Below are 26,907 nucleotides of genomic sequence, written 5' to 3'. Positions count from 1 at the left end.
ATTACAAACTGAAACACATGCAAAAAAAGAAAAGAGTGGTCGTGGGCCTCTCCGGAGGGGTAGACAGCTCTGTAGCCGCACATTTACTTATAGAACAGGGATACGAAGTCATTGGAATGTTCATGAAGAACTGGCACGACGAATCCGTGACCATCTCGAATGAATGTCCTTGGATGGAAGACTCTACGGATGCCATGCTTGTGGCTGAAAAACTGGGAATCCCATTCCAGGCTATAGATCTCAGCTATGAATACAAAGACAGGATAGTAGATTACATGTTCGCGGAATATGAGGCCGGTAGAACTCCAAATCCTGATATTCTCTGCAATAGAGAGATAAAGTTTGATCTTTTTCTGAAAGCAGCCGAAAAGCTCAAAGCGGATTTCGTGGCCACTGGGCATTATTGCCAAAAAGACGAATTCGATTCTGATGGTAAAACTATTTATCAGCTAAAGGCTGGTGCCGATGCAAATAAAGACCAGAGCTATTTCCTTTGTCAACTAGATCAAGAGCAGCTGAGCAAAGCCTTATTTCCTATTGGTCATTTGCAAAAATCTGAAGTGCGGCAGATCGCTAAGTCTTTGGACCTAATAACAGCAGATAAAAAAGACAGTCAAGGCCTTTGCTTTATTGGCAAAGTTCGATTACCCGATTTCTTGCAGCAGCAATTAAAACCAAAAAAAGGGAGAATCATCCAAATTCCCGAAGATCTTCCATCCTTACAGAAATATGCTATTCCCGCAGGAATCGAAATGGAAGATTTGAATGATGAGGAATTAGACAACATGGCTTTGCCACTTGGATTTAAACCAGAACAAGGAACCGTGATTGGTGAACACAATGGTGCTCACTATTTTACTGTAGGTCAAAGAAAGGGTTTAAAAGTAGGAGGAACAGGAAAGCCGCTATTCGTAATCTCCACTGATACTCGCCAAAACGTAATTTATACTGGCTTAGGAGAGGATCATCCTGGTTTATTACGAAATGCTCTTTTTGTAAAAGAAGATCAGATTCATTGGATTCGGGAAGACCTAGAATTAGAGGTGGGTCAAACTGCCACCTATCAAGCCAGAATTCGATACAGACAGCCCCTGGTAGGCACTACCCTTTTGCGACGCGAAAATGGTCTGTATTTTATTTTCGATCAACCACAGAAAGGCATTGCCTCAGGACAATTTGTAGCCTGGTACAAAGGTGAGGAATGTATCGGTTCGGGCACTATATTCTAGATCAGCTTGAAATTAGAAATCATCCATGAGGACGAGGATATAGTAGCAATCAATAAACCTGCTGGATTATTGGTTCATAAAACCAGAATTGATGCTTATGAAACCCTGTTCGCTCTCCAAATTCTAAGAGACCAGATAGATCATTGGGTAACACCCGTACACCGACTTGATAAGGCGACAAGTGGCCTTCTTTTATTTTCAAAGAAGAAAGCGCATCTCCCCTTTCTCAAGTCACAGTTCGAATCAAAAGAAGTTGACAAATATTATCTGGCCCTTTGTCGTGGAATACCAAAAGAACGAACTGGAGTTATTGATTACCCTCTTTCAAATGAATACTCTAATACAAAGCAGGAAGCTATTTCAGAGTATAAGTTAATTTCTGAAACCGAATTGCCTTTTAACACTACGGGTCGATACCCTACCAGTAGATATTCCCTTCTCGAAGTAAGCCCAAAAACAGGCCGAACCCACCAGATTAGGAAACATATGGCTCATATGCGGCACTACATTATTGGTGACAAAAAACATGGCGATAATCGCCAAAATCAATTCTTTGAAAGTCAATTTGGAAATAGAAATCTTCTCCTTCATTCCAGAGAACTAAGAATTTTACATCCTACCGACCAACGTCAAATTTCCCTAAAAGCAAAACTCCCGGATTATTTCAATCGAATACTTGATACCTGCGGGTTAGACTCTATGGAATAAATACCAAGTAAAAACCCTATTTTAGCGTCCCTAAAAATCACTCTAATGAAAAATGTCTTCTTAAGTCTACTGATTCTAGTGGGCTTCTCAACATCGACTTTCGCACAAAAGAAGAAAGTAGAAAAACGCTTTGATCGTGATGAGGCGGAAGCCCATCTCACTTACCTTGCCTCAGATGAACTAATGGGCAGGGACCCTGCTAGACCTGAAATGCAGCTGGCCATAGACTATATCAGCGGCGAACTGGAAAAATATGGAGTTATGCAGGTTCCCGGCGCTGATGGCTATGCTCAAATAATCCCGTTTAACTTATCCTCACCTCCAAAGTCAGGAAACTTGAAAATGGGCCCTGAAACCTATTCTCAAAAGGAATCTATGCTTGTTTTGGATGGAAAGTCCCTCTCTGGAAGCTTTGAATTGGTCGACTTAGGATATGGGCTAGAGGAAGATTATGAAGGTAAGGAAGTCAAAGGTAAAGTGGTGGTGACCAATCTTGGTGCTCCTGATCAAATGAGTCCAGCCGCATTAATGGCCTTGGGTCGTAAGAAAACAGCTTTAGCGGCAGAAAATGGAGCTATTGCACTTATCGAGATGTACAATATTCCTTCCATTCCGTGGCCGTTGATTGCCAATTACCTTAGCTCTGATCAGCTTTCTTTAGATCAAGGCTCTAAAAGTGATCTCCCCTACCTCTGGGTAAAGGATCTAAAAAGTGAGATGAAAAATTCAGTTGCTAAAGGCGACGTAAAAAAGGCAGACCTGGACATTCAGGGAAAGATTCAGAAACCCATTGAGGGACAAAATATCCTAGGTTGGATCGAAGGAACAGATAAGAATTTAAAGGATGAATTCATTATGCTTTCAGCCCATTATGATCATGTGGGAGTTGGCAATCCAGATGCTGAGGGCGATACCATTTACAATGGAGCCAGAGATAATGCTGTTGGAACGGTATCAGTACTTAATGCAGCTAAATATTTTGCAAAAAGACCACCAAAGCGCTCTGTACTTTTCGCTCTTTGGACAGCTGAAGAAAAAGGATTGCTTGGCAGTGCCTACTTTGCAGAAAATCCGTTAATTCCTTTGGATAAAATTATTTATAACCTGAATATTGACGGTGCTGGTTATAACGATACTTCTATAATCACCGTCATTGGTTTAACCAGAACCAGCGAGCAAGAGAAACTCGCAGAAGCAGCGAAGGCATTTGGACTTGAAGCAATCGAAGACCAAGCACCAGAACAAGGTTTATTCGACAGATCGGATAATGTTTCCTTTGCAAAAAAGGGAATCCCAGCTCCAACATTTAGCCTTGGATTTACCGCATTTGATGATGAAATCAGTAAATACTATCATAAGGCAGCGGATGAAGTAGATAGCATGGATATGGATTATGTAGTAAAATACTGGAAAGCATACATCCTCGCTGCAGAGTCGATTGCAAATACCCAAATCCAACCATTCTGGCTTTCAGGAGATAAATACGAAGAGGTTGGTAAGGAGCTTTATGGATTAGAATAAGCCATAGAAAAAAAATGAAAGGGCTCCGTTTTCGGAGCCTTTTTTATAGCTTAAAACAAAATCCCAGCTACTGTTCCAGTCATTAGACAGGCCAAGGAAGCGGCCAGGAGAGCTCTTAATCCCAATCGACTTAAATTACCTTGTTGATTTGGGGCGATGATGGTGATTCCACCCAACTGAATAGCGATGGATGAGAAATTAGAAAAGCCACATAGGGCATAAGTAGCTACGATAATTGACTTAGGTTGAAGCGTTCCAGCTTCTTTCATTTCTGCCAAACTTAAATAAGCAACAAACTCATTTATAGCGGTCTTTTGACCCAAGAGACTTCCCACCTGCAAGGTATCCTGCCACTCTATCCCTATTATCCATGCAAAGACTCTGAATATTTGTCCAAAAATATATTCTAAAGAAAAACCTTGAAACTGTCCTCCGGTAGAAGAAATCACCCAATTATTCAGCCCGGTCACGTCACCCAATAGGCCTTCAAGAACAAAATTTATGGCTGCAATTACAGCGATAAAAGCAAGCAGCATCGCGCCTACATTAAGCGCCAGTTTGAGTCCCTCAGAAGCCCCAATTGACATCGCATCAATCAGGTTGACACCCATCCCCTCCTGACTCAGCTCCAGCTTTTCATTTACATTGGTTTTTTCTACCTCCGGAACACAAATTTTAGCCATCACAATGGCTGCTGGGGCATTAATAAAACTAGCCCCAAGCAAATAGGCAGCAAACTTGGTTTGCTCCTCCGGACTATCTCCCCCTAAAAATGCAACATAGCCGGCAAGGACCCCTCCAGCAATGGTCGCCATTCCTCCTGTCATCAAACACATAAGTTCCGATTTACTCATGTCTTTGATGTAGGGTCTTACCAACAATGGAGCCTCGGTTTGGCCAAGAAATATATTCCCTGCCGCAGAAAGGGATTCCGCCCCGGATAGTCTCATGGTTCTGGACATGATCCAGGCGATTCCAAAAACCACTTTTTGAAGGACTCCGAGGTAATACAAGCCCGCAGAAACAGTTGAGAAGAAAATGATTGTTGGGAGGACCTGAAACGCAAAAATGCTTCCAAAGCTACCATTTGCTAAATCACCAAAAATGAACTCAGCCCCATCCATGCTAAAGCTTAAAAGCTTGACAAATGCCTGAGAAAGCACGGTAAATGCACTGGCTACAAAAGGCACCTTGGTGATCAAAAAGCCAAAAACCAACTGTAAACCAACTCCTATCCCAACAAGGCGCCAGTCAATTTTCTTTTTATTCACAGAAAAAAGAAAAGCAACCAAAAGGATCACCAGAATGCCAAAGGCCCCTCTTAAAATATCCATTCTTAATTTTAGTAAAGCCCCGTTAAAATAGGTATCCGTTTGTTCACAAAAAAGCTCGGCGATAGCCGAGCCGCACTTAATTTCTTTTGTTTATTTCGTCCCGGATTCGAGCAGCCTTCTCATAATCCTCGTCAGCGATAGCCTTATCGAGCATCTGATTTAGTCGATCGAGACTATAATCCTTTAGTCCAGAATCCCTCTTTGGAGAAGCTTTAACCTCAGCAGATTTTGCTTTCTGTTCTTCTTGGGTTTCATCATCAGAAGGTTCGACAGCAGCTTCTGACATTACTTTTTCAGAGCAGAAAATAGGGCAATCAAACCTTACAGCGATAGCAATGGCATCAGAAGGCCTGGAGTCTATTTCCACCTCCTCTGCCCCATTTTGGCCGAAAATTCTGGCGTAAAACACACCTTCCTTCATGTCAGAAATAACAATTCGGTTAAGTTCAAAAGAAAAGCTAGCTGCAAAAGATTTGAATAGGTCATGAGTCATAGGTCTATTCGGAACAATCTTCTCGATCTCAATGGCAATCGCCTGTGCCTCAAACATTCCAATGATGATGGGTAACCTTCTTGTACCCTCTGTCTCACCCAACACTAAAGTAAAAGAACCCGAATGTGAGTGATTCGATGATAAACCTAAAATTTCTAATTCAACTAGCTTTTCCACAAAAATTATAGTTCTGCCTTGAGCGCCTCGGTAAGTTTTGGAACCACATCAAATGCATCCCCAACAATACCATAATCGGCCGCTTTGAAAAATGGTGCTTCTGGATCTTTGTTGATCACTACAATGCATTTGGATGAATTCACGCCTGCAAGATGTTGAATAGCACCAGAAATTCCTACAGCAATATATAAAGATGGTGCCACTTTTATTCCCGTCTGCCCTACGTGTTCATGGTGAGGCCTCCATCCTATGTCTGAAACTGGTTTGGAACAACCGGTAGCAGCACCTAGAGTTTTTGCCATATCTTCTATCATTCCCCAGTTCTCAGGACCTTTTAATCCTCTTCCTCCTGAAACTACGATATCAGCCTCAGGAAGTAGTACGTCCCCAGTGGCTCGATCTGTAGAAGTTATTTTGGCGGCAAAATCAGAATCAGCTACACCTGCATCAAATTGTTCAACTTGTGCATCTGCACCATCGGTGATTAAATCTGCAGCATTTTTCTTAATGGCAAGGATTTTATTTTCGGTGGCCAAAGAAGTTTCTGCGAAAGCTTTACCGGTGTAAATACTTCTTTTGACCGTGTATCCTCCATCCGTATTTGGAAGTTCAACTACATTGGATACCAATCCTGCATTGATTTTGATTGCTAATCTTGCTGCTACGGCGTCAGCAAGTGAGGACTTCGCCATAACCACCGTTTTAGCTCCTGTCTGTTTGAAAGCTGAAGCTACAGCAGAGGCATGCGCTTGAATGACGCCAGCACTTAATTTATCATTTGGGTCATGCATTACTTTGCTTGCACCTGCAGATCCGGCTTTCGCCAAAGCAGCTGATTCAATAGAACCAAGTGCCACAGCCACTACATCACCTTCACCTGTTTTATCTACAAGTCCTTTCGCAAAGGAAATAGCTTCCAAACTTGTTTTCTTTATTTGCCCATCGGCATGTTCAATATATACTAATACTGACATAATATCTTGAATTTAAATATTTTAAATCTAATTGATTAAAGTACTTTTGCCTCATTTTTCAGCAGTGAAACAAGCTCAGAAACATTATCTGCATCGATCAACTTCACCTCAGCCTTTGCAGGAGGTAGAGCATAGCTTTTGGCTTCAGCCTGAGTCTCATCTCCCACCGGATCCACCACATTCATAGGTTTTGTTCTAGCAGACATAATACCACGCATATTTGGAATTTTCCATTCTGCAATTGGCTCCTGGCATCCAGCTATCAAAGGAAGGTTAGCTTCTAAGTTCTCTTTTCCTCCTTCAATCTCCCTCTGCATATTTGCTGTAGTTCCGTCAATGTCCAGCTTCATAACAGGAGAGAAACTAGGCATCCCAAGAATTTCACCAACCATTCCATGGACCATTCCACCATTGAAATCGATGGATTCTCTACCCATTAGGATTAAATCATATCCACCCTCTTTAGCGTAGTGCGCTATTTGTTGAGCAACAAAGTAAGAATCCTTTGGTTCAGCATTAACCCTTATGGCTTCGTCAGCTCCGATAGCCAGAGCTTTTCTTAAGGTAGGCTCAGTTTCAGCTCCACCTACATTTAGTACGGTAAGTTTTCCACTCGTTTGATCCCTCAACTCTACAGCTCTGGCCAGTGCATAATCATCGTACGGTCCGATGATGAATTGAACCCCTGTAGTGTCAAATTTTGTATTATTATCAGTAAACTGAATTTTGGAAGTCGTATCGGGCACATGCGTGATACAAACAAGAATATTCATTGGTTCAGATTTAGATTTTAGATTTATTTTGCGTGAAATTAACAGTCACCCTCTAATTAAAAAAACTTATCAGTGAGCAATTTAAATCGATTGAGAGCACTCCACGAGTTTTGCGAAACCGAACCTGACAATCCTTTCAATTGGTATGCTCTGGCACTTGAATACCAAGAACATGATCCTGAAAAAACAAGCGAATTGTTTAACAAATTATTGCTTGAACATCCAGATTACCTTCCTACCTATTATCCTGCCGCTCATTTCTTTTCAGATCAAGATGATATAGAAAAAGCTCTGGATATCTTTGAAAAAGGAATAAGCCTTGCCAAAATTCAAGGAGAAACCAAAACTTTAAATGAGCTTAGTAGTGCTCTTGAGATGTTGAAATTCGAGAACGATTTAGATTAATCTATCATAAATCCACTCGGAAAATGCTTTGCTTTTATTTCCTGCGATCCAGCCTCATAACCTAAATCATATAACTTTTGGCAATTTTTGGCATTGTCCATAGCAGCCAAATCATCGACAACCTTTTGCGTATAGGGCTTTTCAGGATTGAATCTTTTATTTAAATCATCCACATCTAGCAGTACATTATAGCGCAAATAATGAAGTAGCGGATCACGTTTCTTTTGACCAAAACCAAGGAGATCATTCCTCAAATCCCCGGTCTGTCTATCGATAAACTGAGGAGTGGGCGAATTAGAAATCCACTGTAAAATCGTTTGATTCTGCCAGCTGGCATCCTCCATTAACATGTTTGGAATCTCTGAAGCCCAATTCAAAAGATGATTTTTCTGAATTTTCTTTGGTAGCTTTTTCATTTGATGCATTCCCGTTCCCACAGAAGTTAACAGAATCTTATCTTCTCCCATTTCCCATTTAAATGGAAAACCAGACATAGTGGAAACCATAAGTAGCTGTAATGCAGGATTATTTGCCATGCTCACCCCTCCATCTACAAATGCCGCATATCCCATGTCACCACCCACTTCTATGGACTGCGGTAAAAAATAGGTAGGTGCAGCAGCACTTGCCCTGACAGCTTTCCAAATTGGAATTTTGGAATTATTTCCATGCTCAGAGTCAAAGAACTTTCCATCGGGATGGTTTAATAAAGTCCAAACACTATTGGTATCTGCTCGCTTTGCAACGATACACAAGCCCGTTTTTAAATGATCTGTATCCCCAAGAGTTATATCCCCAAAAACAGATTTCAATTCAGAATCAAGTGCCTGATGATCATATTTTGCCTTAAAGGCATCGTCAATTTCAAATATTCTCCACCACTTATACTTTCTTCCAAAAATCTTCGTACCTAACTCGAAGTATTTCTGCTTTATTTCATCTACTGAGAGACCTATGGCCAAAGCTGATGCTATGATCGAACCTGTACTGGTGCCCCCAATAAGATCAAAATAATCTCCCAAAAGCAGATCAGGATTTTTATGTTGTTTTCTGAGATAATCTTCAATGTGTTTTAGATAGCCTAAGGTCAAAGCACCTCGAATACCCCCTCCGTCAAGTGCAAGAATTCGTTTAGGTCCTTTGGTTTTGAGTTTTTGTTTAAAAGTTTTCATTGGAAAAAAATCAAGGATGAATTACTAAAATGATTGATAATCAATTTAGTAAATTCCATTTTTAGATTAAAACCGGAAAGACCAATGAAGAGCCAGGAGGAAGTCAAGGCATTACTCATTCCCATATTAGAAAAGCATGGCGAATGTTTTCAGAAGTTTCTGTGCATCAAAGCTAAATCTGCAGTTCCTGGTGAAGAAGTGATTACCAGAACGGCAGATGGTGTAGAAACCGTTAATTTGGCGGAGCAGGGAGATTGGCTTGTTGAAAATCAAACTAAAGCGAAAGAAAGGTATCTGGTTCCAGATAAAATTTTTCAGGATAAATATGAGCTGCAGGAGTCCAATGGCGAATGGAAAAAATTTAAACCGAAGGGGAAAATTATCGGGATTGTGTACGACAAAAGCCTTTTTCATAACAATGATTTTCAGGAAGAATTAGTGTTCGAAGCTCCCTGGGGCGAAAAAATGCGATTACGAAAAGGCGATTATTTGGTATGCCCTCCTGATAAAACCGAGGTCTACAGAATTGCGAAAAAAGAGTTCGAAGAAACGTATAAACCTTGCTAGGGAGTCAGGACTATTTTTCCCATCTGTTTCCCCGCCTTCATACGATCAAAAGCATTTACAGCTTCCTCCAATTCAAAAACCTGATCGACTACCGGATGTATTTGGTTCCTGTTTACAAAGTCCAACATTTCTTCAAAGTCCTGGTCTGAGCCCATCGTAGATCCTTTAATGGTGATTTGATTCCAAAAAACTCTCCTTGCATCTAATCCTTCAGGGTTTCCTGTGGTTGCACCATAAAAGACTATTGTCCCGCCGGGAGAAACAACTTTGAGCAGGTTTGCAAAACCCTGTCCAGCAGCTCCATCAATGATCAAATCGAAACCTTCACTTTCTTCCTTGGCCTGATTCACCCAATCTTCATTTAGATAGTCAAAGCCTCCTTTTGCCCCGAGAGAAATAGCTCTTTCAATTTTTTGCTTGCTACTACTACTCACCCAAACCTTCGCACCGGCATAGATGGCAAACTGAGTTGCAAACTGGGCTACACCACCTCCAAAACCAGTGATCAGAACCTTTTGATCTGATTGAAGCCCTCCTCGGTAGAAAAGTGCACGATAGGCTGTTATCCCGGCTAATGGCAGTGCAGCAGCCTCTTCCCAGGAAAGATGTGATGGCTTAACTTTAATCCGATCCGAAGGAACATCTACAAATTCGGCAAGGGTACCGTTTGTAGGGATACCCAAAATTCCGAAATCTTTGGATTGTGCTCTTTGATCATCTCCCCAGAAGAGCGATGGATTTATGATAACTTCCTTCCCGAGCCAACCCTTCGATACCCCAGAACCTACTCCGCTTACTTCACCAGCCCCATCTGAGCCGAGGATAATTCCGTCTTTCAGGTTTGGATATAAACCTTTTCGCGCCCATTCGTCTCTATGATTCAGGGCTGCAGCTTTAACCCGAACCCTGACATAATCTGGCTCCAAACTGCCTTGCTCTACATCAACAATTTGAATTTTATCGGCTAAGGATCTTTCAAGGACAACAGCTTTCATAAATTAAAAATCGGCTAGGTTCCCTAACCCCTTCGGATCATCATCATCCGAATCCCCATTCGCTTTACTCTGGTAGCTAATTGTATTCCCTTCATCAAAATCTGAATAACCAGTGGATTGTGATGGAAGTGAATTCCCATAAGGCTTCATAGATCCCATATCAGGAGTGGAGATGGTTTCATAGTCTGTAAATTTGGTAAACTGACCAATGAACCTAAGTCTTACGCTTCCTAAAGAACCGTTTCTGTGCTTTGCAATGATGACCTCTCCCATTCCATTGGTGTTCACGATCTGGTTGTTTTCATCCTCCACTTCATTGATTCCATAGTATTCCGGACGATACAAAAACATAACCATATCAGCGTCTTGCTCTATGGAACCAGATTCCCTCAAATCAGAAAGCTGAGGCTTTTTATCACCGCCTCTGGTTTCCACCGCCCTGGAGAGCTGTGAAAGTGCAATCACAGGTACATCCAACTCCTTGGCGATTTTCTTCAAGGCTCTGGAAATACTGGCGATTTCCTGCTCTCGGTTACCTCCCCCTCCTTTGGTATCGCCTGACATCAGTTGTAGGTAATCTATTACGATCAATTGTATATCGTGCTGGGCCTTGAGTTTTCGACATTTTGCTCGCAATTCCAGAATAGATAAGGCAGGAGTGTCATCTACGAATAAGGGAGCCTTGGAAAGTGCAGCTGTTTTATGGACCAGTTGTTCCCACTCGTAGTTTTCAAGTGAACCTTTTTTAATTTTCTCGGAGCTCAATTCAGCCTCAGCACTAATTAATCGATTAACCAGCTGAACCGAAGACATTTCCAGGGAGAAAATCGCTACAGGCTTGTTATGATCAACAGCCGCATTTCTCAAAACAGAAAGAACAAAGGCCGTCTTACCCATGGCAGGACGAGCAGCTATGATTACCAGATCAGATTTTTGCCAGCCGGAAGTAACCCTGTCCAAAGCTGTGAATCCGGAAGGGACACCAGTTAATCCATCTTTTTGGGTTTTTCGGATTTCCATTTCTTGGATGGCCTCCCTCATAATGGACTTCATATCGGAATAATTTTTCCTGATATTCTTTTCTGAAATCTCAAAAAGAGATTGCTCCATTTTATCTAGAAGCTCGAAAACATCAGTGGTTTCCTCGTAGGACTCCTTCTGGATTTCTGAGGAAATCTGAATCAATTCCCGCTTAATCGCCTGCTCTGTAATAATTCGAGCATGGTATTCAATATTCGCTGCTGAAGCTACTTTGGAAGTTAATTCCGTAACGTAAAAAGCACCTCCGGCAATTTCCAGAGTTCCGTTTTTGCGAAGCTGAGAAGTTACTGTCAGAAGATCTATGGGCTGAGAATCCGTAAACAGGTCTAGGATAGCTTGAAATATCACCTGATGGGCATCCTTGTAAAATGACTCAACCTTAAGGATATCGATGACATTTGTCAAGGCATCCTTTTCCAACATTAAAGCACCTAAAACCGCTTCTTCTAAATCAGTGGCTTGAGGGGGTAATTTTCCGAGTGGACTTGGGGTTTCAAAATTTGGTTTCTTACGGCTAATTCTAGGCTTAGAGCTTTCTGACATATTACAAAGGTATTTTCTTTTCGGTCAAACTTTTAAACAATTTTTACACCCAGTTTTGCACGAATTGTCCACAATAATTCGTCAAACTATGACAATTTATGTCAGTTGATGAATTCAATAAAATCAGGCTCTACTTGTAATAAACGCCATTTCTATACCCTCTGAACATACTGCAAAGCATACCCCAGGTGGTATGCCAAAGCATTTCGGATAGAGGAATGTTAGCAACTCTGATGCCTAGAATAGGCTTATCATCTAACATTCCATAGTCATCCCAAAAATTTGGAAAAAGGATATTAAAATTAATGGAGTAAATGACAAAGGTAATGACACCGACAGCTACCGCTGAAATCAAAGAAATCCCGATTAAATCAGGCCGTTGGATCCAGATATATACTGAAAGAAAGAAAAAGGTGAAAAAAGTGACATACCCAGAATGAATATTAAACCCAATACTGAAAATAGTCATACTGCTCACACCTGCGATAAACAACCAAAAGAAGTCTCTGTACTTGGCTGGAGTCTTTTTTGAGTAATCAATTTCTCTTTTTGTAAAAGAAGAGTAAATGTATCCACCCACTCCAAACATGGCAAATCCTATAAGATAGTCCTCTATCCCTGGTATTCCCTGACCAAAAAGTGTTGGCGGACGCCAGTAATCCCTAAAATACCAAACCTCGGCAACCACTCCCATAAGCCCACCTACCGCTCCCACTTTGATCATCCCTCGTTTATAAGGACTGTAAATGAAGACCACCAGCCAGGCAAGAAGATAAAGAAGAGCAAGTGATAAATAGGCGTATTTGTCAGGTAGCATATCCAAATTTTGGCCCGAAAATAAGGGAAAAACCTTTTGTCTAAAAAATATTCAGTTTAAAGGTTTTTTATCCCCTTAGTAGATGATATAATTCCTAAGTTTAAATCTTGAAAACTATACGACCGACAAGATGAAAAAGTACCATTTTATAGCTATTGGGGGTGCAGTGATGCATAACCTGGCCTTGGCTCTTCACCAAAAAGGATATGAAGTGAGCGGTTCGGACGACGAAATTTATGAACCATCCAGGTCCAGACTTGCCAAAGCAGGAATCTTACCAGATGAATGGGGCTGGTTTCCTGAGAAAATTGATAAAAATCTTGATGGAGTAATTCTAGGCATGCATGCTCGAATTGAAAATCCTGAATTAGTCAAAGCCAAGGAACTGGGTCTACCAATCTATTCTTTCCCAGAATTTATTTATAACCAAAGCAAAGATAAAACACGTGTGGTAGTAGCCGGTTCTCATGGCAAAACTTCCATCACCTCCATAATTCTTCATGTCCTGAAGGATCAGGGAATTGATTTTGACTATCTAGTGGGTGCTCAAATAGAGGGCTTTGACCTGATGGTGAGACTATCAGATGCCCCGATAATTATCATCGAAGGCGATGAATACCTCACTTCTCCCCTTGACCGAAGGTCAAAGTTCTTTCACTACCACCATGACATCGGATTGGTGAGTGGAATTGCCTGGGACCATTTTAATGTTTTCCCGGATTTCGATAAGTATAAAGATCTTTTCAGACAATTTATGGAAATGACTCCGGAAGGTGGAAAACTCATTTACTGCGAAGTGGATCCTTTGGTGAAAGAAATAGCTGATAAGCTAAAATCGGAGGCCACTTTGATTCCATATAAAGCTCATCCATCAGAAATTCGGCAGGGACAAACCATCTTAAAAACCGAAAAAGGAGACGTTCCTATCCAGCTTTTTGGAGAGCATAATCTTCAGAATTTACAGGGTGCAAAGGAAATCTGTCTCTCACTTGGCGTAAGTGAAATAGAGTTCTACTCCAGTATTCAAAAGTTTAAAGGAGCCGCCAAAAGACTCGAACTGGTCAAGAAAAAGGGGAACTCTCATTTATTTCGGGACTTTGCCCACGCCCCATCAAAGCTTAAGGCCACCTCGGATGCCGTTAAAAACCAATTTCCCGATTCCAGACTTATTTCCGTTCAGGAACTGCATACCTACTCGAGTTTAAACAAGGATTTTCTTCCAAATTATGCTGGTACTATGGACTTAGCAGATGAGGCCATTATTTATTTAAATCCGCATGCGGTAGCCTTAAAAAAACTGGAATTAATGGATGAAGAAACTTTGAGAGAGGGATTCAAAAGACCTGATCTGAGGCTCTTTACGGATAGTCAAGAATTAAAGAAGTATCTTCTATCCCAAAATTACGACAATACCAACCTTCTTCTGATGAGCTCTGGAAATTATGACAACATGGAGCTGGAGGAAATCATAGCAAAATTCGAATAGAATGAAACTTAATTTAAAAAACCCTATTGCATTTTTTGACCTGGAAGCCACTGGAACCAATATTTCTACAGATAGAATTGTGGAAGTATCCGTGGTGAAACTGAAGCCAGATGGCCAAAAAGAAATTTTCACTCAGAGAGTAAATCCCGGAGTACCGATCCCACTGGAATCTTCTCTGATTCACGGAATCTATGATGCTGATGTCAAAGATGCTCCAGCTTTCAAGGATATCTCAAAAGACCTCTTACAGTTTTTTGGAAGCTCAGATCTTGCTGGATTTAATGTTCTAAAATACGATATCCCACTTTTAACTGAAGAGTTTCACAGGGCAGGCCTGGAATTTCCACTAGATAAAAGAAATCTTCTCGATGCACAGAAGATTTTCCATCTAATGGAAAAAAGGAACCTTAGCTCAGCCTATAAATTCTATTGTGATAAAACCCTTGAAAATGCCCATAGTGCTGAAGCTGATACACTGGCAACTCTGGAAGTTTTTCAGGCTCAAGTGGACCGGTATCTTGGTGAAGAAGCAGAAGACTTAAAAGGAAATAAGCTTGGGATCTTTGAAAATGATATGAAAAAGATCCACGATTTGGTGAACAATAACATGGTGGATTTGGCTGGACGATTTGTATTTGACAGCGAAGGGACCGAGGTTTTTAATTTTGGAAAGCACAAAGGGAAACCAGTCAGCACAGTCCTCTCCGAGGAGCCTGGTTATTATGATTGGATGATGCGGGGAGACTTCCCAGTGGATACAAAAAGGAAGCTGACTCAAATAAAACTTAGAGGATTTCAACAATAAGAAAAGCCGAGCGATGCTCGGCTTTTTTTATAACTCTCCTCGATAATATTTCATCGCTCTTTCCATTTGCTGTTCAAGCTTTTGCTGACGATTTTCAGGCCCAGGGTGTGTGGATAAGAATTCTGGTGGAGCTTCTCCTCCTTGTGCAGCCATCCTTTCCCAAAAAACTGGAGCTTCTCTAGGGTCATAGCCAGCTTTGGCCATAAAAATCAATCCAAGTTCATCAGCCTCAAGTTCATGCTTCCTTGAAAAGCTCAGCATTCCCAACTCGCTTCCCATTCCTATAGACTGTAAAAAAATCTGCTCAGTAAGGGTTGGATTTTGACCAATTGCTGTAGATAAAACACTCATACCAAAATTAGCCAAAAGGCCATTGGACATCCTCTCCCGCGAATGTGAAGCTACAGCATGGGCTATCTCATGACCCATCACCACCGCAATTCCGGTTTCATCCTCACAGATCGGCAAAATACCAGTGTAAAAAGCAACCTTTCCACCTGGCATGCACCAGGCGTTTACATTTGCATTCTGCAGTAGATTGAATTCCCATTCGAATGTTTGAGCAAGATCATTATAGCCTTCCTGAATAAGAAAACCCTCCACCACGGCAGCCATTCTGTTGCCTACTTCTAGAACCTGCTGTCCTTCCGGTGTACCAGTAATTACTTTCTCTTGGCTCAATACCTTTTTATATTCCTCATTCACCAACGGCTGTATCTCCGAGCTTTCGACTAGCGCAAGCTGGCTTCTACCCGTAAGAGGTACTTTTGCACAAGCATAAATTATCAGGCCCAGGAAAACGATTAAGGCTATTTTTTTCATATTAGATTGATCTGTTTCAAAGATATTCTTGGTAGCAATTTTTTGTACTTTGTACCAAAGTTACAAAGTATGTCACCACAAACTCAAAAATCCTCACTCAATAAAGCACAGCAGAAATACCTGGATCAAATGTCCAGTCCGCTTACTTTTTGGTTCGGAATGCTTTCTAAATTACCTACGGCTATTTTTTGGCGGCTAAGAATTAAATCACTTTCTCTGGAAAAATGTCAGGTGACCATCCCATATTTCTGGCGCAGCCAAAACCCATTTAAATCTATCTACTTCGCAGCCATGGCCGGTGCAGCTGAATTGAGTACCGGAGCACTATGTCAGTTAGCCATGGCGGGCAAAGGAAAGTTCAGTATGCTGGTGGTGGATTTTCGAGCTCAGTACAGCAAAAAGGCAAACCAGAAAATTACCTTCACCTGCGATCAGGGATTAGAGTTAAATGAAATAATCGATTCGCTGAAGCCTAATGAAACGAATCAATTAACCATGGTGTCAGTGGGTATAAATGAAGATGGAGATGAGGTGGCTAGATTTTTTGTGACATGGTCATTCAAAAGGAAATCTTGATTTTGAATAAGGTCTGGCCCTTTCGATAAAAGCATTCAAAGATGCATACACCTGCTCAGATGACCAGTCTAAAAACTGATGAGATCGATTTAATTGATTGTATTCGATAATTAAAGCATCCCAGATTTCTCTGTCTAATTGATGCTTTACCATAAGATTTTTTCGGACAGAGTCCGATTCTACAATTTCATAATACCCTGCCCGTCGGGAATGCCAAAGCTGCTTTTCCCTATACTCTCGGGCTTGCCTTGCGCTTTTAGTGAAATATGAAATAACCCCATAAATGGCCATCCCACCATTCGGAGAATTCAGTGTACCAGCGCTTATTTCGCCTTTCTTGGATTGGGGTTGAGCCTCATTTTCATCAACCTTGGAAAGTACTCCATCCTTAAACCTATAAGAATAGGGTTTGGCTTCTACTTGAAAAGTGGGCAACAACCTGGCTTTATCTTGGAGCTCTACAAAAAGAAATCTTTCCTCCCCGGCGGACAAATTAGTATCCAAAAAACCTGGAAAGGAGAGCCTTAAGGTATCTCCAAAACTTGCCTTCAAACTAAAATATCCACGATTGTTAGTAAATGCCTTTTCGCCTGTTTCTATATTCACTACGAGCACAGATTCAAGATATTTCTTATCAAATGCATCTACTACATTACCAGAATAAGTAGCCTGTCCAACGAGTTGGTGGGTTAAAATGAACGCAAAAAAGAAGGTTAGAACTGCTCTCACCTGCGCAAGATAAAAGCCGAAATAATCTCAAATAACCTTTAGGGGTTAATAATCCTTAAGTAAATCTTAAGACTTCTAAACTGGAATCGGCAAGCCATTTCAATTCTCTCCTTCGATTTTGACCAATTTATCCGTGGCGAGAAATTCAGGTATTTCTGTTCTGTACCATGTGCGATTTTGGGGTATTTTCATTCCGTTATGTTCCAGTTCTCCATCCAGATAAATAATCTCACCCTTTTCATTAGGTTCATCCTGGTAAAACTTATAGGCGGCCATGCGGTAAGTTTCAGGCTCCAAATAAAAGTACCAGATGTCTTTTTCATATGGAATTCGAATCACATGATAAGTCTTGCCATTTAATATCTCATCACTTACTTCCTCCTCTATGATCGTTCCAGGATCATTTAATTTCATGGGGAGACCCCAGAGATAAGTATAATAATTTCTCATTCTTAATGCTCTCTCCTCCTCTACCTCACCCTCCAAGTTCACAACAGAATCCTGAATTACTTGATACTTCAAACCTTCAATGCTGTAGGTCATTTCAGAATTTGAATTATCCAGTTCTACCTGATAAACCCTATCTTCCCTGTGAGGCGGTAAACTATCTTCAAAAAATAATGTACCCTTAAAATTGGTCCATTGACCTTCAGGATCATGATAATTGATAGAAGCCTTAATCATTTCAGGACCAGTGCTTGGGTCACTTTTGGATGAAATACCGCAGCCAGAAATAACCAAAAAGATTAAAACCTGATAAGAGAAAAGTTTAACATTTTTCAATTTTCTTTGAGTTAGATGAATTCGAAAGTTACACGTTTTGCACCAACTCCCAGTGGGTATCTACATCTCGGAAATCTTTATTCTTTTTTGGTGACCAAAGCTATGGCTAACCACCATGGTGCCAAAATTCTCCTCAGAATTGACGACATGGATCAAGAGCGAGTTAGGCCTGAATACATTCAGGATATTTTTGACACCCTGGAATTCATGGATTTGGGTTATGATTTCGGACCGAAAACCAGCAAAGAGTTAAAGGAAGTTTGGTCACAAATGAATAGACTTAAAAAGTACAGTAAAGCCATCGAACAACTTATTTCGGCACAAAAACTTTTTACATGTGATTGCTCTCGAAAAACCATTAAAAAGAGAACCCCTGATGGTCAGTATGACGGTTTTTGCTTAGCAAGAGAATTACCCCTGGATCAGCCTGATACTGCACTAAGACTCAAAACGGATGATTTTACCTCGAGTTTTGGACGGTCCGAAGCATTCCCTGTCATCCTCAAAAAAGACGGCTTTCCTGCTTATCATCTCTGCTCCCTGATGGACGATTTGGAATTTGAAGTGGATTTGGTAATCCGGGGATTGGACTTATTAACTTCTACGGCTACCCAAGAAATATTAGCCAATGCACTGAATCAATCTGAGAATTTTGGAAAAATTAAATTCATTCATCACGAACTACTGTTTGATGAAAACGGAGGTAAGCTCGCAAAATCTTCAGGCTCCCGATCCATCAAGCATTTGAGAGAAAGTGGGAAAACAAAAAGTCAAGTTTATACTATGCTTTCTAGTGCACTAAACTGGAAAACTGAAGTGGATAATTTCCAGGACTTTTCCAGTGAAATAATAAAAAAAAATGGCCTCCCATAATTGAGTGGCCATTTCATTTTTTGAATCTTAGTATTTAGCGGGCTGATCAGGCATCACTTTAGACTTTTCAATGAAGTCTCTGATGTCTTGATTCGAAGTTTCCAGATCTTCTGCTCTAAGATACATCATATGCCCACTTCTGTAGCCTTTGAAGGATGTTCTGTCACTCATTCTACCCGTTGGGTCTATATGTCTGAGGCTATATTTTGCATTAAAGTAATCCGTCCCTCCATCAAAATACCCAGACTGTATCATTACATGTAAGTATGGATTTTGTCTCATCGCAGTTCCCAAGTCGTAACCTGTAGTCTCATTTGATCTATCCCATGGATGAACCGGTCCAAAAAGATTATAAGTCAAATCGGTCTCAAAGCCCAATACATTCTTAGCGTAAATATTAAATGCCGGGGCAAAGGCATGATTCCAGGAAGTTAGTGCTGGATCGAAATCATAAGCCGTTCCTGCATTTTGTCTATCTATTCCGCGATAGCGGCTATCAAGCCTTCCGACAGTTAAACCTTCATCCCTCAGCAATTCTTTCCAAAAAAATCTTGTTGGAACCATAAGATTATGGTCTAAAATAGCCTGCTTACTGATGCCTGAGTAGTACGACATTTTTTCTGCAATAGCATCTCTTTCAGTATCGGAAAGGTACCCTCCTTTTACCATGGCGGGTAAGAGTTCATTGATGGCAAATTCTTCTGCTTCAGGTAATATATCATCCAGATCCTTACTTTGCAGCGCCTGCGGCAATTGTTTGTGATACCAGGCGGTGGCAGTAAAATAAGGAAGGTAATTTGCCATTTTCACTGGACCTCCACGCTCGATCCCCATATCTGTAGGAGAAACTAATATCACTCCATTGAAATACATCCAATGCGAATTTTGAAGTTGTGAAACCAAACCAGCAACCCGAGTGGTACCGTAGCTTTCCCCGATCAGGTATTTCGGTGAGGCCCATCGGTTATGACGGGTAACGAAAGTATTCACCCAATCTGCCAAATACCTTATATCGGAGTTAATCCCAAAGAAAGTAGATCGATCCACCTCTTTATTTAAAATTCTGGAATAGCCTGTATTCACTGGATCTACATAGACAATGTCAGCAACATCTAGGATGGAATGAGGATTATCCTTTACTCCGTATGGCTGAATGGGATAGCCTTCATCATCTATTTTCAAAAGCTTTGGGCCGGTATAGGCCAAATGCATCCAAATTGAAGCAGAACCGGGTCCACCATTAAATGAAATAACCAAGGGACGACTTTCCTTATCTGAAATATCAGATCGCTCATAGTAAGTGTAAAAAAGCGAAGCCATTGGTTTACCATCTTCATCCCATACGGGTTGCGTACCTGCAGTAGCTGTGTAAGGAACCGTTTGACCTTTAATCATAACAGAATGACTTGTTTGGACTTTGGACTCAGGCTCCAAAGCTCTTTCGACCTGGGCAGTAGAAAGATGACAAACTATTAATCCGGTGATTAGAAATAAAGTTTTTCTCATAGTATTATAATTATCAACTTAAAACTAGTCTGACGAATCAGAACAAAACAGGAGATTTACACAGGTGGATTAAGGAATTACTTACTGCTGGAAACCAATTTGGCTATCACCACTGCAGGATAAAGTATTCCAATGGTGGATAAAAATACGGCAAACATTTTAGCCATAATATTCACTGCCACTATATCCCCATAACCTACCGTAGTAAGTGAAACGAGACTGAAATAAACATATTCTGGAAAATCTAATTCAGTGCCAGTTAACGGTCGCGATCCTTCAATAGACGATCCCAGATAAATATGGATCAATTCAAAAACGTAGGCACCCAACACAGCCATCAAAAGATAAACATTGACAGCTCCAAATACCCTGTAAAGATTTACTTCATTATCTCTGAATAAAAGCCTGAAATTCACAACAATAAATACGGCCATATTTGCCAAACCGACCATAAGTTCCACATTATAATATTCGGCAGAAGTAGGTCCAAAACGAATGATCCTTAAAATCACTTGACATAAAAAAAGTGTGGTCGTCAGATAGATCAATGCAGGTTCTCGGGAGGACCAAATTCCTGTAAAAAACAAGAACAAGAATGTAGAACTTACCAAAATAGGGCCTATAGACTCGTACTCAATAAGTATAGGTAGTACAAAAACTAAAAATAAAAGGATAAAAAAAAGTAAAACAAAACTCGCATCAGTCAACCAATAACTGGTGAACCTGTGAAAAACCTTTCTTACATGTGGCCTCCTATACCTTTTAGCTTTTGATAAATCTGGCATAACTTAAAATTCCATAATTCCCTGCATTACTCCAACTGCCTTCCCTCGAATCATAACTCTATCCTCTACCTTCTCTATTTCCATCTCCCCTCCTCTTTTGCTCGCCTGAAAAGCTTTTAGCAGAGTTTTACCTGTCTTTTTACTCCAATAATCCATCAAGGCACAATGAGCAAAACCTGTAACTGGATCTTCAGGAACACCTACATTCGGTCCAAAAAAACGTGAATAAATATCATATCCTTTGACACCTTGTGCAGTAATAATAATACCCTCCTCACTATGCTTAGCTATTTCCAGAAAGTCTGGCTCACATTCCTGGACTTCTTTCGCCGATCCCAACTCAAGTATCCAGTTTTTCTTCAACTCAGCAGAATTTACAACTGCTGAGCCCATGAATTCATGTGAAAAGTGCGGGTGAGATTTATGTTTTGTTGGGATCAAAGGAAAATTCATTTCTAGCTTTTCGCCAATACTTCTAACTATTAACTCCCCACTTTTAGTAGAAAAATGCATCCTTTCTCCTTCTCTAGCCCATCCTGACCTTAGCATCCAAAAAGCACTCGCCAGGGTGGCATGTCCACATAAATCAATTTCTAAAGTGGGTGTGAACCACCTTAGGTTAAATTGATTAGGCTTATCTGTTTTCTGCACAAAAGCAGTTTCACTCAGATTCATTTCCATGGCAATGGATTGCATCTGATCGGGTGATAACTCTTCTTCCAAAAGAACAACTCCAGCCGGATTACCTGAAAAAGCTTGCGAAGTGAATGAGTCAACGGTTGCGATAGAAATTTTCATTTAATATTTCTCCTTTAAAACTTGAAAGTGATGCGCAAAATGAGCCGGGATAATCCAAAAGAGCGAATTCACAATAATATCACTCCCATTCGCCTTGCCTTTTTGCCTCAAGGATTTTTCATCCAAAGTCCTTAGTAAAGACAAAATAGCAATTCGGTTGATTTTAAAATCACTCAATAGATCTTTTGAATCAAGTGAATTAAAACCTGCGCCTTGAACATACGGATCCTGATCATAGCCCGGTAAATCTGCTTTCTCACCTCGTGATATGGAAAGTGCCCGATAGGCAAATATCCTCTCAGAATCCGTGATATGCCCCAAAACTTCCTTTGGGCTCCATTTCCCCTTGGCATAGCCAGAAACCGCCCAGGCCTCATCTTTCGACTCAAATAGCTTTTCAATTTCCTTAACTTGCTTATTCATCAAGCCAAGGAATTCTTGCCCTTTGACATAATTGAGATATTTATCAAAATATTTTGGATGGTCTCCCTCCTGGGGAAAATCTAAGGTTTTCATGAGTTCTGATTTAGTTTTTTGAAAGTAGGAAAAAAAATAAATCCAGCTTTATGGTTTAAATTAAACCAATTCTAAATTCTATAACCAACCAGCAGATAAGAACCAGAGGGCTACTTTATTGGTTATAATTGTGTTTAAAATCTGAAACTATGAGAGAAAAAGAAATAGTAACCCTACAGAGATCCTTGCTTTCGGAAACGGAAGAGTTACTGAATAAGCAAATTGAAATGGAAGGTACATCATCCGCATACTATCTTTCTATGGCTTCCTGGTGTGATATGATGGGCTACGCGAATGCTGCTAAATATCTATACACTCATGCCGATGAGGAAAGAATGCATATGATGAAACTTTTTCACTACGTGAATGAGGCAGGTGGACATGCTATTCAACCGGAAATCACAGGAATCCGACATAATTTTAATTCACTTCGTGAGGTTTTCGAATTGATCCTTGAGCATGAAATTAAAGTCACCAAGTCAATCAATTCCATTGTGGAGCACTCTTTTGGCGCCAAAGACTTCGCAACATTCAGTTTCATGCAGTGGTATGTGACTGAACAAAGAGAAGAAGAAACTATGTCCCGAAGAGCTCTAGAATTATTCGATATCATTGGAGAAGAAGGAGTTGGACTTTGGACCATAGATCAGGAACTAGGAAAACTCCATGATCAGGCCATCAGCAAGTCTGGAGCGGAATAATCAAACTGACAACTATTGAAAAAGCGGCTCATGCCGCTTTTTTTGGTTTCTGATGCCCATTATTAATTTCTGCAAAACCCCAACAGGACAATTATTAGATTTTTCAAATTGAGACGAGATTTTTATTCCTGAAGATCACTTTTTGCATTTTTTGTTAAAATCACCTCTTGGCTTTTTCATACAGTAAAAAACTCAAAATTCTCTTTCTCATAGCTTGAGTTAAAAAAGCTATGAAAAACACAAAACCTAACCCACGCCCAACTCCCCGACTCTTTTGCATTTTTCAGGCCTTCCTAATTCTTGGATCTATCCTAAGTTTAGGGATTTTGTTAGAATCAAATCGGATTCTCAGTTATGTGCTAATTTTTACTTCAGGATGGTTTACCTGGACTTTTATCGAATACGGCATGCATCGATTTTTAATGCATGAACTCATCGTCCCTGGAAAGAAGATCACTCTTTTTAATCATCTTGAGCATCACAAATCACCACAGCATTTAAAGGTAACATTTTGGCATCGGGTTCTTTCAGTGAGTGCGTTAATTGTAAGTTCAATCTTTGCCTGGTACAAAGGAGGCGCTTATCCTTTGGCAGCTGGATTTATAAGTGGATTCGCGACGTTTAATCTTATTCATTATGTTTTACATCAGCGTATCGGGTCATATTTACTCCCTCACACTCAAAGAGCCCACATCCTTCATCATTCTACCCGACCTCATCACGGCTACAGCTTCAGTACCACTTTTTGGGATTGGTTATTCAACACTTTACCCCCAAAGAATGATGTGGTCACTGAAAGGATGAAAAAACACTACTATTCGAAGGAAAAAACTACTTCGCACATTGAAAAAGCACATCAAGCTGTCTCTCGCCAAATTTCAATAATTGCCTTCGGTTTTCTTCTTCTAAGTACCTCTTGTGTACCTGTATTCTCAGATCTACAAAGCGCCAGAACCCTAGGTTCAGGGGGAGTTGAAGCCACCCCTTACTATACAAATACAGGGAATGAAGTCTCTCATTTGGGTTTTAATTTTGGAGTAGGACTATCTGAAAGTGTTGATATTAGAGGAAAACTTGATCACAACTGGTATGGTAATTCAGAGGAACGGGAGAATTTAACCGTTCTGGGAATAGGACCTAAAATTTCTCTTGTACCCAATCGTCTTTCATTTTTTATTCCTGCCGGAAGGGCTCTAGGTAGTAGGGCTAATGAAACTTGGGAAATCCATCCAACTATTTTTTATTCACAACCATTAATTCCTGAAAGACTTGAATTAACAGTGTCACCCAAGTGGATAAATTATTTATGCGAAGACTGTGGTTCATCATTTGCCACCAACCTTGGTTTGGCTTACGGAAAAGACTTGAATAAAAGTGCCTTGAGAATAGAGTATGGGAGGATCTTGGCAGGAGGAAGCGTTGGACAATTATCCATCGGCTATTCATTCAATCTTAATCAAGGCAAAAACCGCTAGAAATCTGAATTGATTAATGATGGATCATGCTTAAGTGTAAGGCAAATCCAATAAAAAGTCATATATTATTTCATTATTCATGTCATAACAGAATTTTATTCTAAATCATGAGTACTCATAACTTAACACAGGTGGCATTTTTTGAAAGCTTGAAAACTGCCATACCCTCATATGCTTCTATAGTCGATGTAGTTTCCGAAACATTAGATATAAGTATTGACAGTGCTTATAGAAGAATTCGTGGACAAAAACTCCTGGACTTCTCAGAATTAGTTTTACTAAGCAATAAGTTCAATATCTCTTTAGATCAGGTATTTGGCAATCAAAGCGATACGGTGCTTTTTCATGCCAATCAAAATGACTTTAACGATCAAGGCAATTTCAAAAGTTGGATGGAAGATGTGCTAGCCCAACTAGAAATGGTTTCAAGTTTTAATGAAAAACATATCTATTTTCTACTTAAGGATATGCCTCCGTGGTATCATTATTATTATCCCGAATTGGCAGCATTTAAGTTTTTCTTTTGGCAAAAATCCATTCTATTCAATGACAATCTAAAGGACAAGAGATTCTCAGTATCAAATCAGGATTATGCTCATTTAGAGCAGGTTAAGCAGAAGATTTTAAGAACGTCAACTAAAATACCCACCACGGAAATCTGGAATCTTGAGGGCATGAACACCACCTTGAGGCAGATAGATCTATATCATGAAATGGGCATTATGAGTAGTTCAAAAGATACAGCCAAACTCTACGAATGCGTGATTCAGGTGGTTGATCATTTGGAAAAAATGGCTGAATATGGAAAGAAGTTTATGCCGGGTACTTTACCGGATTCAGATTCCGCAGATTACAATTTCTATGTAAATGATTTTGTCCTCGGTGACAACACATTTTTTGTCCAACTCAATGACACCAAGGTTACCTACCTGAATTACAGTGTGATCTATTTCATGGGAACCTCTGACCCATCATTCAATGAGGGAATGTTCAGAAATTTGGAAAACCTCATTAAAAAATCCACCCTTATCAGCAAAACTGGAGAAAAGGATAGAAGGCAGTTTTTCAATAAACTTCGCAGAAAAACCCAAACCAGACTAGATAGCCTCTATGAGGCAATTTAATCCTCAGGCTTTCAGCCAAAAAAATGTGATTTAACGTCTTTCTTATTACTTTTATCATACTAAAGAAAGGTGAATGCAATTGAAGAGTAATAGATTAAAATTGGCAGTGGTGTTGGCCACAACCATCTTGATTTCCTGTGAAAAACCATCTGAAAAGATCACAGAAAAAAGCCCTAAAGCGGTAGAAGAAACCCTGAAGCAACCAACAGAAAATCCTGAAGGAATGGTCTGGATTCCTGGAGGGCAATTTACCATGGGAACCAACGAAGCCGATGCTTATCAAGTAGAGCGACCTGCTGTTGATCTAACCGTGGAAGGCTTCTGGATGGATGTGCATGAAGTAACCAATGCTGAATTTCAAGCTTTCGTGGATGCAACTGGCTATGTGACCTTGGCAGAGAAGGCAACTAAATGGGAAGATCTGAAGAAACAACTTCCACCTGATACTCCTGAACCTGACCCTTCATACTTAGCGCCCGGTTCTATGGTTTTTACCCCACCTTCAGAGCCTGTACCCTTACAGGATATTTCTCTTTGGTGGACCTGGGTACAGGGAGCAAATTGGAAGCATCCTGAAGGTCCTGGAAGTGATATTAAAGGACTCGAAAATCATCCCGTAGTCCATATTGCATATGAAGATGCCGTTGCATACGCCGACTGGGTAGGAAAGAGATTACCTACAGAAATTGAATGGGAATTTGCTGGAAGAGGCGGGCTGAATGGAAAAAGGTTTGCCTGGGGAGATGAGTTGAGCCCAAATGGACAATATCTTGCCAACACCTTTACTGGTACGTTTCCTCATGAAAATTCTGCCCTTGATGGTTATGAAGGCACTTCTCCTGTAAAATCCTATGCACCAAACAATTATGGCCTTTACGATATGATTGGAAATGTTTGGGAACTTACAGATGATTGGTTTGATGCCTTAAAATTTGCTCGGCTAGCCGGTCAGGCACCAAAGTTGGATGCAGATATGAATCCATGCTACGTTCCTGGAAATCCATATGCCAAAGAAAGAGTAATCAAAGGAGGATCTTTTCTCTGTGCAGATAATTACTGCATAAATTACCGTCCCAGTGCAAGGCAAGGGCATGCAATAGATGGAGGTTCCTCAAATGTTGGTTTTCGTTTAGTGAAATCACCTGAGGAGGATATGCTAGGTATGAAATAAAGGCTTAA

General features: G+C 40.5%; 28 protein-coding genes. 13 read left to right on the top strand and 15 right to left on the bottom strand.

Annotated elements, in window-relative coordinates:
• Positions 1 to 17 precede the first annotated feature (17 nt).
• The 3 genes from mnmA to QVH07_RS05895 are packed head-to-tail and all read left to right on the top strand — an operon-like array spanning position 18 to position 3,458.
• Positions 18 to 1,229: a tRNA 2-thiouridine(34) synthase MnmA gene (gene mnmA / locus QVH07_RS05905; protein ID WP_289999231.1), complete on the top strand. Its 1,212-nt coding sequence runs from the start codon at positions 18 to 20 to the stop codon at positions 1,227 to 1,229.
• A gap of 6 nt (positions 1,230 to 1,235) precedes the next feature.
• On the top strand, positions 1,236 to 1,937 hold the full coding sequence (locus QVH07_RS05900; RefSeq protein ID WP_289999230.1) for a pseudouridine synthase: 702 nt from the start codon (positions 1,236 to 1,238) through the stop codon (positions 1,935 to 1,937).
• Positions 1,938 to 1,982: 45 nt separating this feature from the next.
• Positions 1,983 to 3,458 carry a M28 family peptidase gene (locus QVH07_RS05895; RefSeq protein WP_289999229.1) on the top strand — a complete coding sequence of 492 codons (1,476 nt, stop codon included), beginning with the start codon at positions 1,983 to 1,985 and terminating at the stop codon, positions 3,456 to 3,458.
• Positions 3,459 to 3,508: 50 nt separating this feature from the next.
• On the opposite strand, the gene QVH07_RS05890 is transcribed toward QVH07_RS05895, so the two are convergent.
• The 4 genes from QVH07_RS05890 to QVH07_RS05875 form a co-directional block, all read right to left on the bottom strand.
• Entirely contained in the window at positions 3,509 to 4,792 is a 1,284-nt protein-coding gene (locus QVH07_RS05890; protein WP_289999228.1) for a NupC/NupG family nucleoside CNT transporter, read from the bottom strand.
• 76 nt (positions 4,793 to 4,868) lie between these two features.
• Positions 4,869 to 5,462 carry a bifunctional nuclease family protein gene (locus QVH07_RS05885; protein ID WP_289999227.1) on the bottom strand — a complete coding sequence of 198 codons (594 nt, stop codon included), beginning with the start codon at positions 5,460 to 5,462 and terminating at the stop codon, positions 4,869 to 4,871.
• A gap of 5 nt (positions 5,463 to 5,467) precedes the next feature.
• A complete protein-coding gene (locus QVH07_RS05880) occupies positions 5,468 to 6,436 on the bottom strand; it encodes an electron transfer flavoprotein subunit alpha/FixB family protein (protein WP_289999226.1) in 969 nt (322 codons plus the stop codon).
• A 35-nt stretch (positions 6,437 to 6,471) separates the two neighbouring features.
• A complete protein-coding gene (locus QVH07_RS05875; protein WP_289999225.1) occupies positions 6,472 to 7,209 on the bottom strand; it encodes an electron transfer flavoprotein subunit beta/FixA family protein in 738 nt (245 codons plus the stop codon).
• A 72-nt stretch (positions 7,210 to 7,281) separates the two neighbouring features.
• Here QVH07_RS05875 and QVH07_RS05870 point away from each other — a divergent pair, with 72 nt between their 5' ends.
• Positions 7,282 to 7,614 carry a tetratricopeptide repeat protein gene (locus QVH07_RS05870; protein WP_289999224.1) on the top strand — a complete coding sequence of 111 codons (333 nt, stop codon included), beginning with the start codon at positions 7,282 to 7,284 and terminating at the stop codon, positions 7,612 to 7,614.
• Here QVH07_RS05870 and QVH07_RS05865 read toward each other — a convergent pair.
• A complete protein-coding gene (locus QVH07_RS05865) occupies positions 7,611 to 8,786 on the bottom strand; it encodes a patatin-like phospholipase family protein (RefSeq protein ID WP_289999223.1) in 1,176 nt (391 codons plus the stop codon). The two genes, QVH07_RS05870 and QVH07_RS05865, sit on opposite strands and share 4 nt — an antisense overlap.
• An 84-nt stretch (positions 8,787 to 8,870) precedes the next feature.
• Between QVH07_RS05865 and QVH07_RS05860 the strand changes: the two genes are divergently transcribed.
• Complete coding sequence (locus QVH07_RS05860) at positions 8,871 to 9,353, top strand: hypothetical protein (RefSeq protein ID WP_289999222.1); 483 nt, start codon at positions 8,871 to 8,873, stop codon at positions 9,351 to 9,353.
• Here QVH07_RS05860 and QVH07_RS05855 read toward each other — a convergent pair.
• The 3 genes from QVH07_RS05855 to QVH07_RS05845 form a co-directional block, all read right to left on the bottom strand.
• Positions 9,350 to 10,348, bottom strand: coding sequence for a zinc-binding dehydrogenase (locus QVH07_RS05855; protein ID WP_289999221.1), 999 nt, complete (start codon positions 10,346 to 10,348; stop codon positions 9,350 to 9,352). The two genes, QVH07_RS05860 and QVH07_RS05855, sit on opposite strands and share 4 nt — an antisense overlap.
• Before the next feature lie 3 nt (positions 10,349 to 10,351).
• On the bottom strand, positions 10,352 to 11,932 hold the full coding sequence (gene dnaB, locus QVH07_RS05850; protein ID WP_289999220.1) for a replicative DNA helicase: 1,581 nt from the start codon (positions 11,930 to 11,932) through the stop codon (positions 10,352 to 10,354).
• A gap of 130 nt (positions 11,933 to 12,062) precedes the next feature.
• The gene (locus QVH07_RS05845; RefSeq protein ID WP_289999219.1) at positions 12,063 to 12,749 is read right to left on the bottom strand and encodes a lycopene cyclase domain-containing protein; all 687 of its coding nucleotides are present in this window, start codon (positions 12,747 to 12,749) and stop codon (positions 12,063 to 12,065) included.
• Positions 12,750 to 12,879: 130 nt separating this feature from the next.
• On the opposite strand from QVH07_RS05845, the gene QVH07_RS05840 reads away from it, so the two are divergent.
• The gene (locus QVH07_RS05840) at positions 12,880 to 14,235 is read left to right on the top strand and encodes a UDP-N-acetylmuramate--L-alanine ligase (RefSeq protein WP_289999218.1); all 1,356 of its coding nucleotides are present in this window, start codon (positions 12,880 to 12,882) and stop codon (positions 14,233 to 14,235) included.
• A 1-nt stretch (position 14,236) separates the two neighbouring features.
• Positions 14,237 to 15,040: a 3'-5' exonuclease gene (locus QVH07_RS05835; RefSeq protein ID WP_289999217.1), complete on the top strand. Its 804-nt coding sequence runs from the start codon at positions 14,237 to 14,239 to the stop codon at positions 15,038 to 15,040.
• A gap of 27 nt (positions 15,041 to 15,067) precedes the next feature.
• Here QVH07_RS05835 and QVH07_RS05830 read toward each other — a convergent pair whose 3' ends face one another.
• Positions 15,068 to 15,862 carry a M48 family metallopeptidase gene (locus QVH07_RS05830; RefSeq protein WP_289999216.1) on the bottom strand — a complete coding sequence of 265 codons (795 nt, stop codon included), beginning with the start codon at positions 15,860 to 15,862 and terminating at the stop codon, positions 15,068 to 15,070.
• 69 nt (positions 15,863 to 15,931) lie between these two features.
• On the opposite strand from QVH07_RS05830, the gene QVH07_RS05825 reads away from it, so the two are divergent.
• A complete protein-coding gene (locus tag QVH07_RS05825) occupies positions 15,932 to 16,438 on the top strand; it encodes a DUF4442 domain-containing protein (RefSeq protein WP_289999215.1) in 507 nt (168 codons plus the stop codon).
• On the opposite strand, the gene QVH07_RS05820 is transcribed toward QVH07_RS05825, so the two are convergent.
• A complete protein-coding gene (locus QVH07_RS05820) occupies positions 16,418 to 17,167 on the bottom strand; it encodes a peptidase associated/transthyretin-like domain-containing protein (RefSeq protein WP_289999214.1) in 750 nt (249 codons plus the stop codon). The genes QVH07_RS05825 and QVH07_RS05820 overlap by 21 nt on opposite strands.
• Positions 17,168 to 17,266: 99 nt before the next feature.
• The gene (locus QVH07_RS05815; RefSeq protein WP_289999213.1) at positions 17,267 to 17,950 is read right to left on the bottom strand and encodes a DUF6503 family protein; all 684 of its coding nucleotides are present in this window, start codon (positions 17,948 to 17,950) and stop codon (positions 17,267 to 17,269) included.
• Between the two features lie 15 nt (positions 17,951 to 17,965).
• Here QVH07_RS05815 and QVH07_RS05810 point away from each other — a divergent pair, with 15 nt between their 5' ends.
• The gene (locus tag QVH07_RS05810; RefSeq protein WP_289999212.1) at positions 17,966 to 18,823 is read left to right on the top strand and encodes a glutamate--tRNA ligase family protein; all 858 of its coding nucleotides are present in this window, start codon (positions 17,966 to 17,968) and stop codon (positions 18,821 to 18,823) included.
• A gap of 27 nt (positions 18,824 to 18,850) precedes the next feature.
• Here the strand turns inward: QVH07_RS05810 and QVH07_RS05805 are convergent, their stop codons facing one another.
• The 4 genes from QVH07_RS05805 to QVH07_RS05790 all read right to left on the bottom strand — a co-directional run bounded on the left by QVH07_RS05805 (position 18,851) and on the right by QVH07_RS05790 (position 22,428).
• Positions 18,851 to 20,329, bottom strand: a complete 1,479-nt coding sequence (locus QVH07_RS05805) for a S10 family peptidase (protein WP_289999211.1) — start codon at positions 20,327 to 20,329, stop codon at positions 18,851 to 18,853.
• 77 nt (positions 20,330 to 20,406) lie between these two features.
• The gene (locus QVH07_RS05800) at positions 20,407 to 20,922 is read right to left on the bottom strand and encodes a potassium channel family protein (RefSeq protein WP_289999210.1); all 516 of its coding nucleotides are present in this window, start codon (positions 20,920 to 20,922) and stop codon (positions 20,407 to 20,409) included.
• A 195-nt stretch (positions 20,923 to 21,117) separates the two neighbouring features.
• Positions 21,118 to 21,912, bottom strand: coding sequence for a PhzF family phenazine biosynthesis protein (locus QVH07_RS05795; protein WP_289999209.1), 795 nt, complete (start codon positions 21,910 to 21,912; stop codon positions 21,118 to 21,120).
• Complete coding sequence (locus QVH07_RS05790) at positions 21,913 to 22,428, bottom strand: DinB family protein (RefSeq protein WP_289999208.1); 516 nt, start codon at positions 22,426 to 22,428, stop codon at positions 21,913 to 21,915.
• A 149-nt stretch (positions 22,429 to 22,577) separates the two neighbouring features.
• Between QVH07_RS05790 and QVH07_RS05785 the strand changes: the two genes are divergently transcribed.
• The 4 genes from QVH07_RS05785 (at position 22,578) to QVH07_RS05770 (ending at position 26,899) form a co-directional block, all read left to right on the top strand.
• The gene (locus QVH07_RS05785) at positions 22,578 to 23,129 is read left to right on the top strand and encodes a ferritin (RefSeq protein WP_289999207.1); all 552 of its coding nucleotides are present in this window, start codon (positions 22,578 to 22,580) and stop codon (positions 23,127 to 23,129) included.
• A gap of 230 nt (positions 23,130 to 23,359) precedes the next feature.
• Positions 23,360 to 24,604, top strand: a complete 1,245-nt coding sequence (locus QVH07_RS05780; RefSeq protein WP_289999206.1) for a sterol desaturase family protein — start codon at positions 23,360 to 23,362, stop codon at positions 24,602 to 24,604.
• A gap of 107 nt (positions 24,605 to 24,711) precedes the next feature.
• Complete coding sequence (locus QVH07_RS05775) at positions 24,712 to 25,728, top strand: hypothetical protein (protein WP_289999205.1); 1,017 nt, start codon at positions 24,712 to 24,714, stop codon at positions 25,726 to 25,728.
• A gap of 73 nt (positions 25,729 to 25,801) precedes the next feature.
• Positions 25,802 to 26,899, top strand: coding sequence for a formylglycine-generating enzyme family protein (locus QVH07_RS05770; RefSeq protein WP_289999204.1), 1,098 nt, complete (start codon positions 25,802 to 25,804; stop codon positions 26,897 to 26,899).
• The last annotated feature ends 8 nt before the right edge of the window (positions 26,900 to 26,907 follow it).

Source organism: Algoriphagus sediminis, from assembly GCF_030403435.1.
Taxonomy (GTDB): domain Bacteria; phylum Bacteroidota; class Bacteroidia; order Cytophagales; family Cyclobacteriaceae; genus Algoriphagus; species Algoriphagus sediminis.
This window is presented reverse-complemented; position numbering and strand designations above follow the sequence as displayed.

Bases quoted from the DNA above. Each gene is read 5' to 3' on its own strand.
- mnmA (WP_289999231.1), top strand. From the start codon at position 18: ATGCAAAAAAAGAAAAGAGTGGTCGTGGGCCTCTCCGGAGGGGTAGAC.
- QVH07_RS05895 (WP_289999229.1), top strand. From the start codon at position 1,983: ATGAAAAATGTCTTCTTAAGTCTACTGATTCTAGTGGGCTTCTCAACA.
- QVH07_RS05890 (WP_289999228.1), bottom strand. From the start codon at position 4,792: ATGGATATTTTAAGAGGGGCCTTTGGCATTCTGGTGATCCTTTTGGTT.
- QVH07_RS05880 (WP_289999226.1), bottom strand. From the start codon at position 6,436: ATGTCAGTATTAGTATATATTGAACATGCCGATGGGCAAATAAAGAAA.
- QVH07_RS05875 (WP_289999225.1), bottom strand. From the start codon at position 7,209: ATGAATATTCTTGTTTGTATCACGCATGTGCCCGATACGACTTCCAAA.
- QVH07_RS05865 (WP_289999223.1), bottom strand. From the start codon at position 8,786: ATGAAAACTTTTAAACAAAAACTCAAAACCAAAGGACCTAAACGAATT.
- QVH07_RS05860 (WP_289999222.1), top strand. From the start codon at position 8,871: ATGAAGAGCCAGGAGGAAGTCAAGGCATTACTCATTCCCATATTAGAA.
- QVH07_RS05855 (WP_289999221.1), bottom strand. From the start codon at position 10,348: ATGAAAGCTGTTGTCCTTGAAAGATCCTTAGCCGATAAAATTCAAATT.
- dnaB (WP_289999220.1), bottom strand. From the start codon at position 11,932: ATGTCAGAAAGCTCTAAGCCTAGAATTAGCCGTAAGAAACCAAATTTT.
- QVH07_RS05845 (WP_289999219.1), bottom strand. From the start codon at position 12,749: ATGCTACCTGACAAATACGCCTATTTATCACTTGCTCTTCTTTATCTT.
- QVH07_RS05840 (WP_289999218.1), top strand. From the start codon at position 12,880: ATGAAAAAGTACCATTTTATAGCTATTGGGGGTGCAGTGATGCATAAC.
- QVH07_RS05835 (WP_289999217.1), top strand. From the start codon at position 14,237: ATGAAACTTAATTTAAAAAACCCTATTGCATTTTTTGACCTGGAAGCC.
- QVH07_RS05830 (WP_289999216.1), bottom strand. From the start codon at position 15,862: ATGAAAAAAATAGCCTTAATCGTTTTCCTGGGCCTGATAATTTATGCT.
- QVH07_RS05825 (WP_289999215.1), top strand. From the start codon at position 15,932: ATGTCACCACAAACTCAAAAATCCTCACTCAATAAAGCACAGCAGAAA.
- QVH07_RS05810 (WP_289999212.1), top strand. From the start codon at position 17,966: ATGAATTCGAAAGTTACACGTTTTGCACCAACTCCCAGTGGGTATCTA.
- QVH07_RS05805 (WP_289999211.1), bottom strand. From the start codon at position 20,329: ATGAGAAAAACTTTATTTCTAATCACCGGATTAATAGTTTGTCATCTT.
- QVH07_RS05795 (WP_289999209.1), bottom strand. From the start codon at position 21,912: ATGAAAATTTCTATCGCAACCGTTGACTCATTCACTTCGCAAGCTTTT.
- QVH07_RS05790 (WP_289999208.1), bottom strand. From the start codon at position 22,428: ATGAAAACCTTAGATTTTCCCCAGGAGGGAGACCATCCAAAATATTTT.
- QVH07_RS05785 (WP_289999207.1), top strand. From the start codon at position 22,578: ATGAGAGAAAAAGAAATAGTAACCCTACAGAGATCCTTGCTTTCGGAA.
- QVH07_RS05780 (WP_289999206.1), top strand. From the start codon at position 23,360: ATGAAAAACACAAAACCTAACCCACGCCCAACTCCCCGACTCTTTTGC.
- QVH07_RS05775 (WP_289999205.1), top strand. From the start codon at position 24,712: ATGAGTACTCATAACTTAACACAGGTGGCATTTTTTGAAAGCTTGAAA.
- QVH07_RS05770 (WP_289999204.1), top strand. From the start codon at position 25,802: ATGCAATTGAAGAGTAATAGATTAAAATTGGCAGTGGTGTTGGCCACA.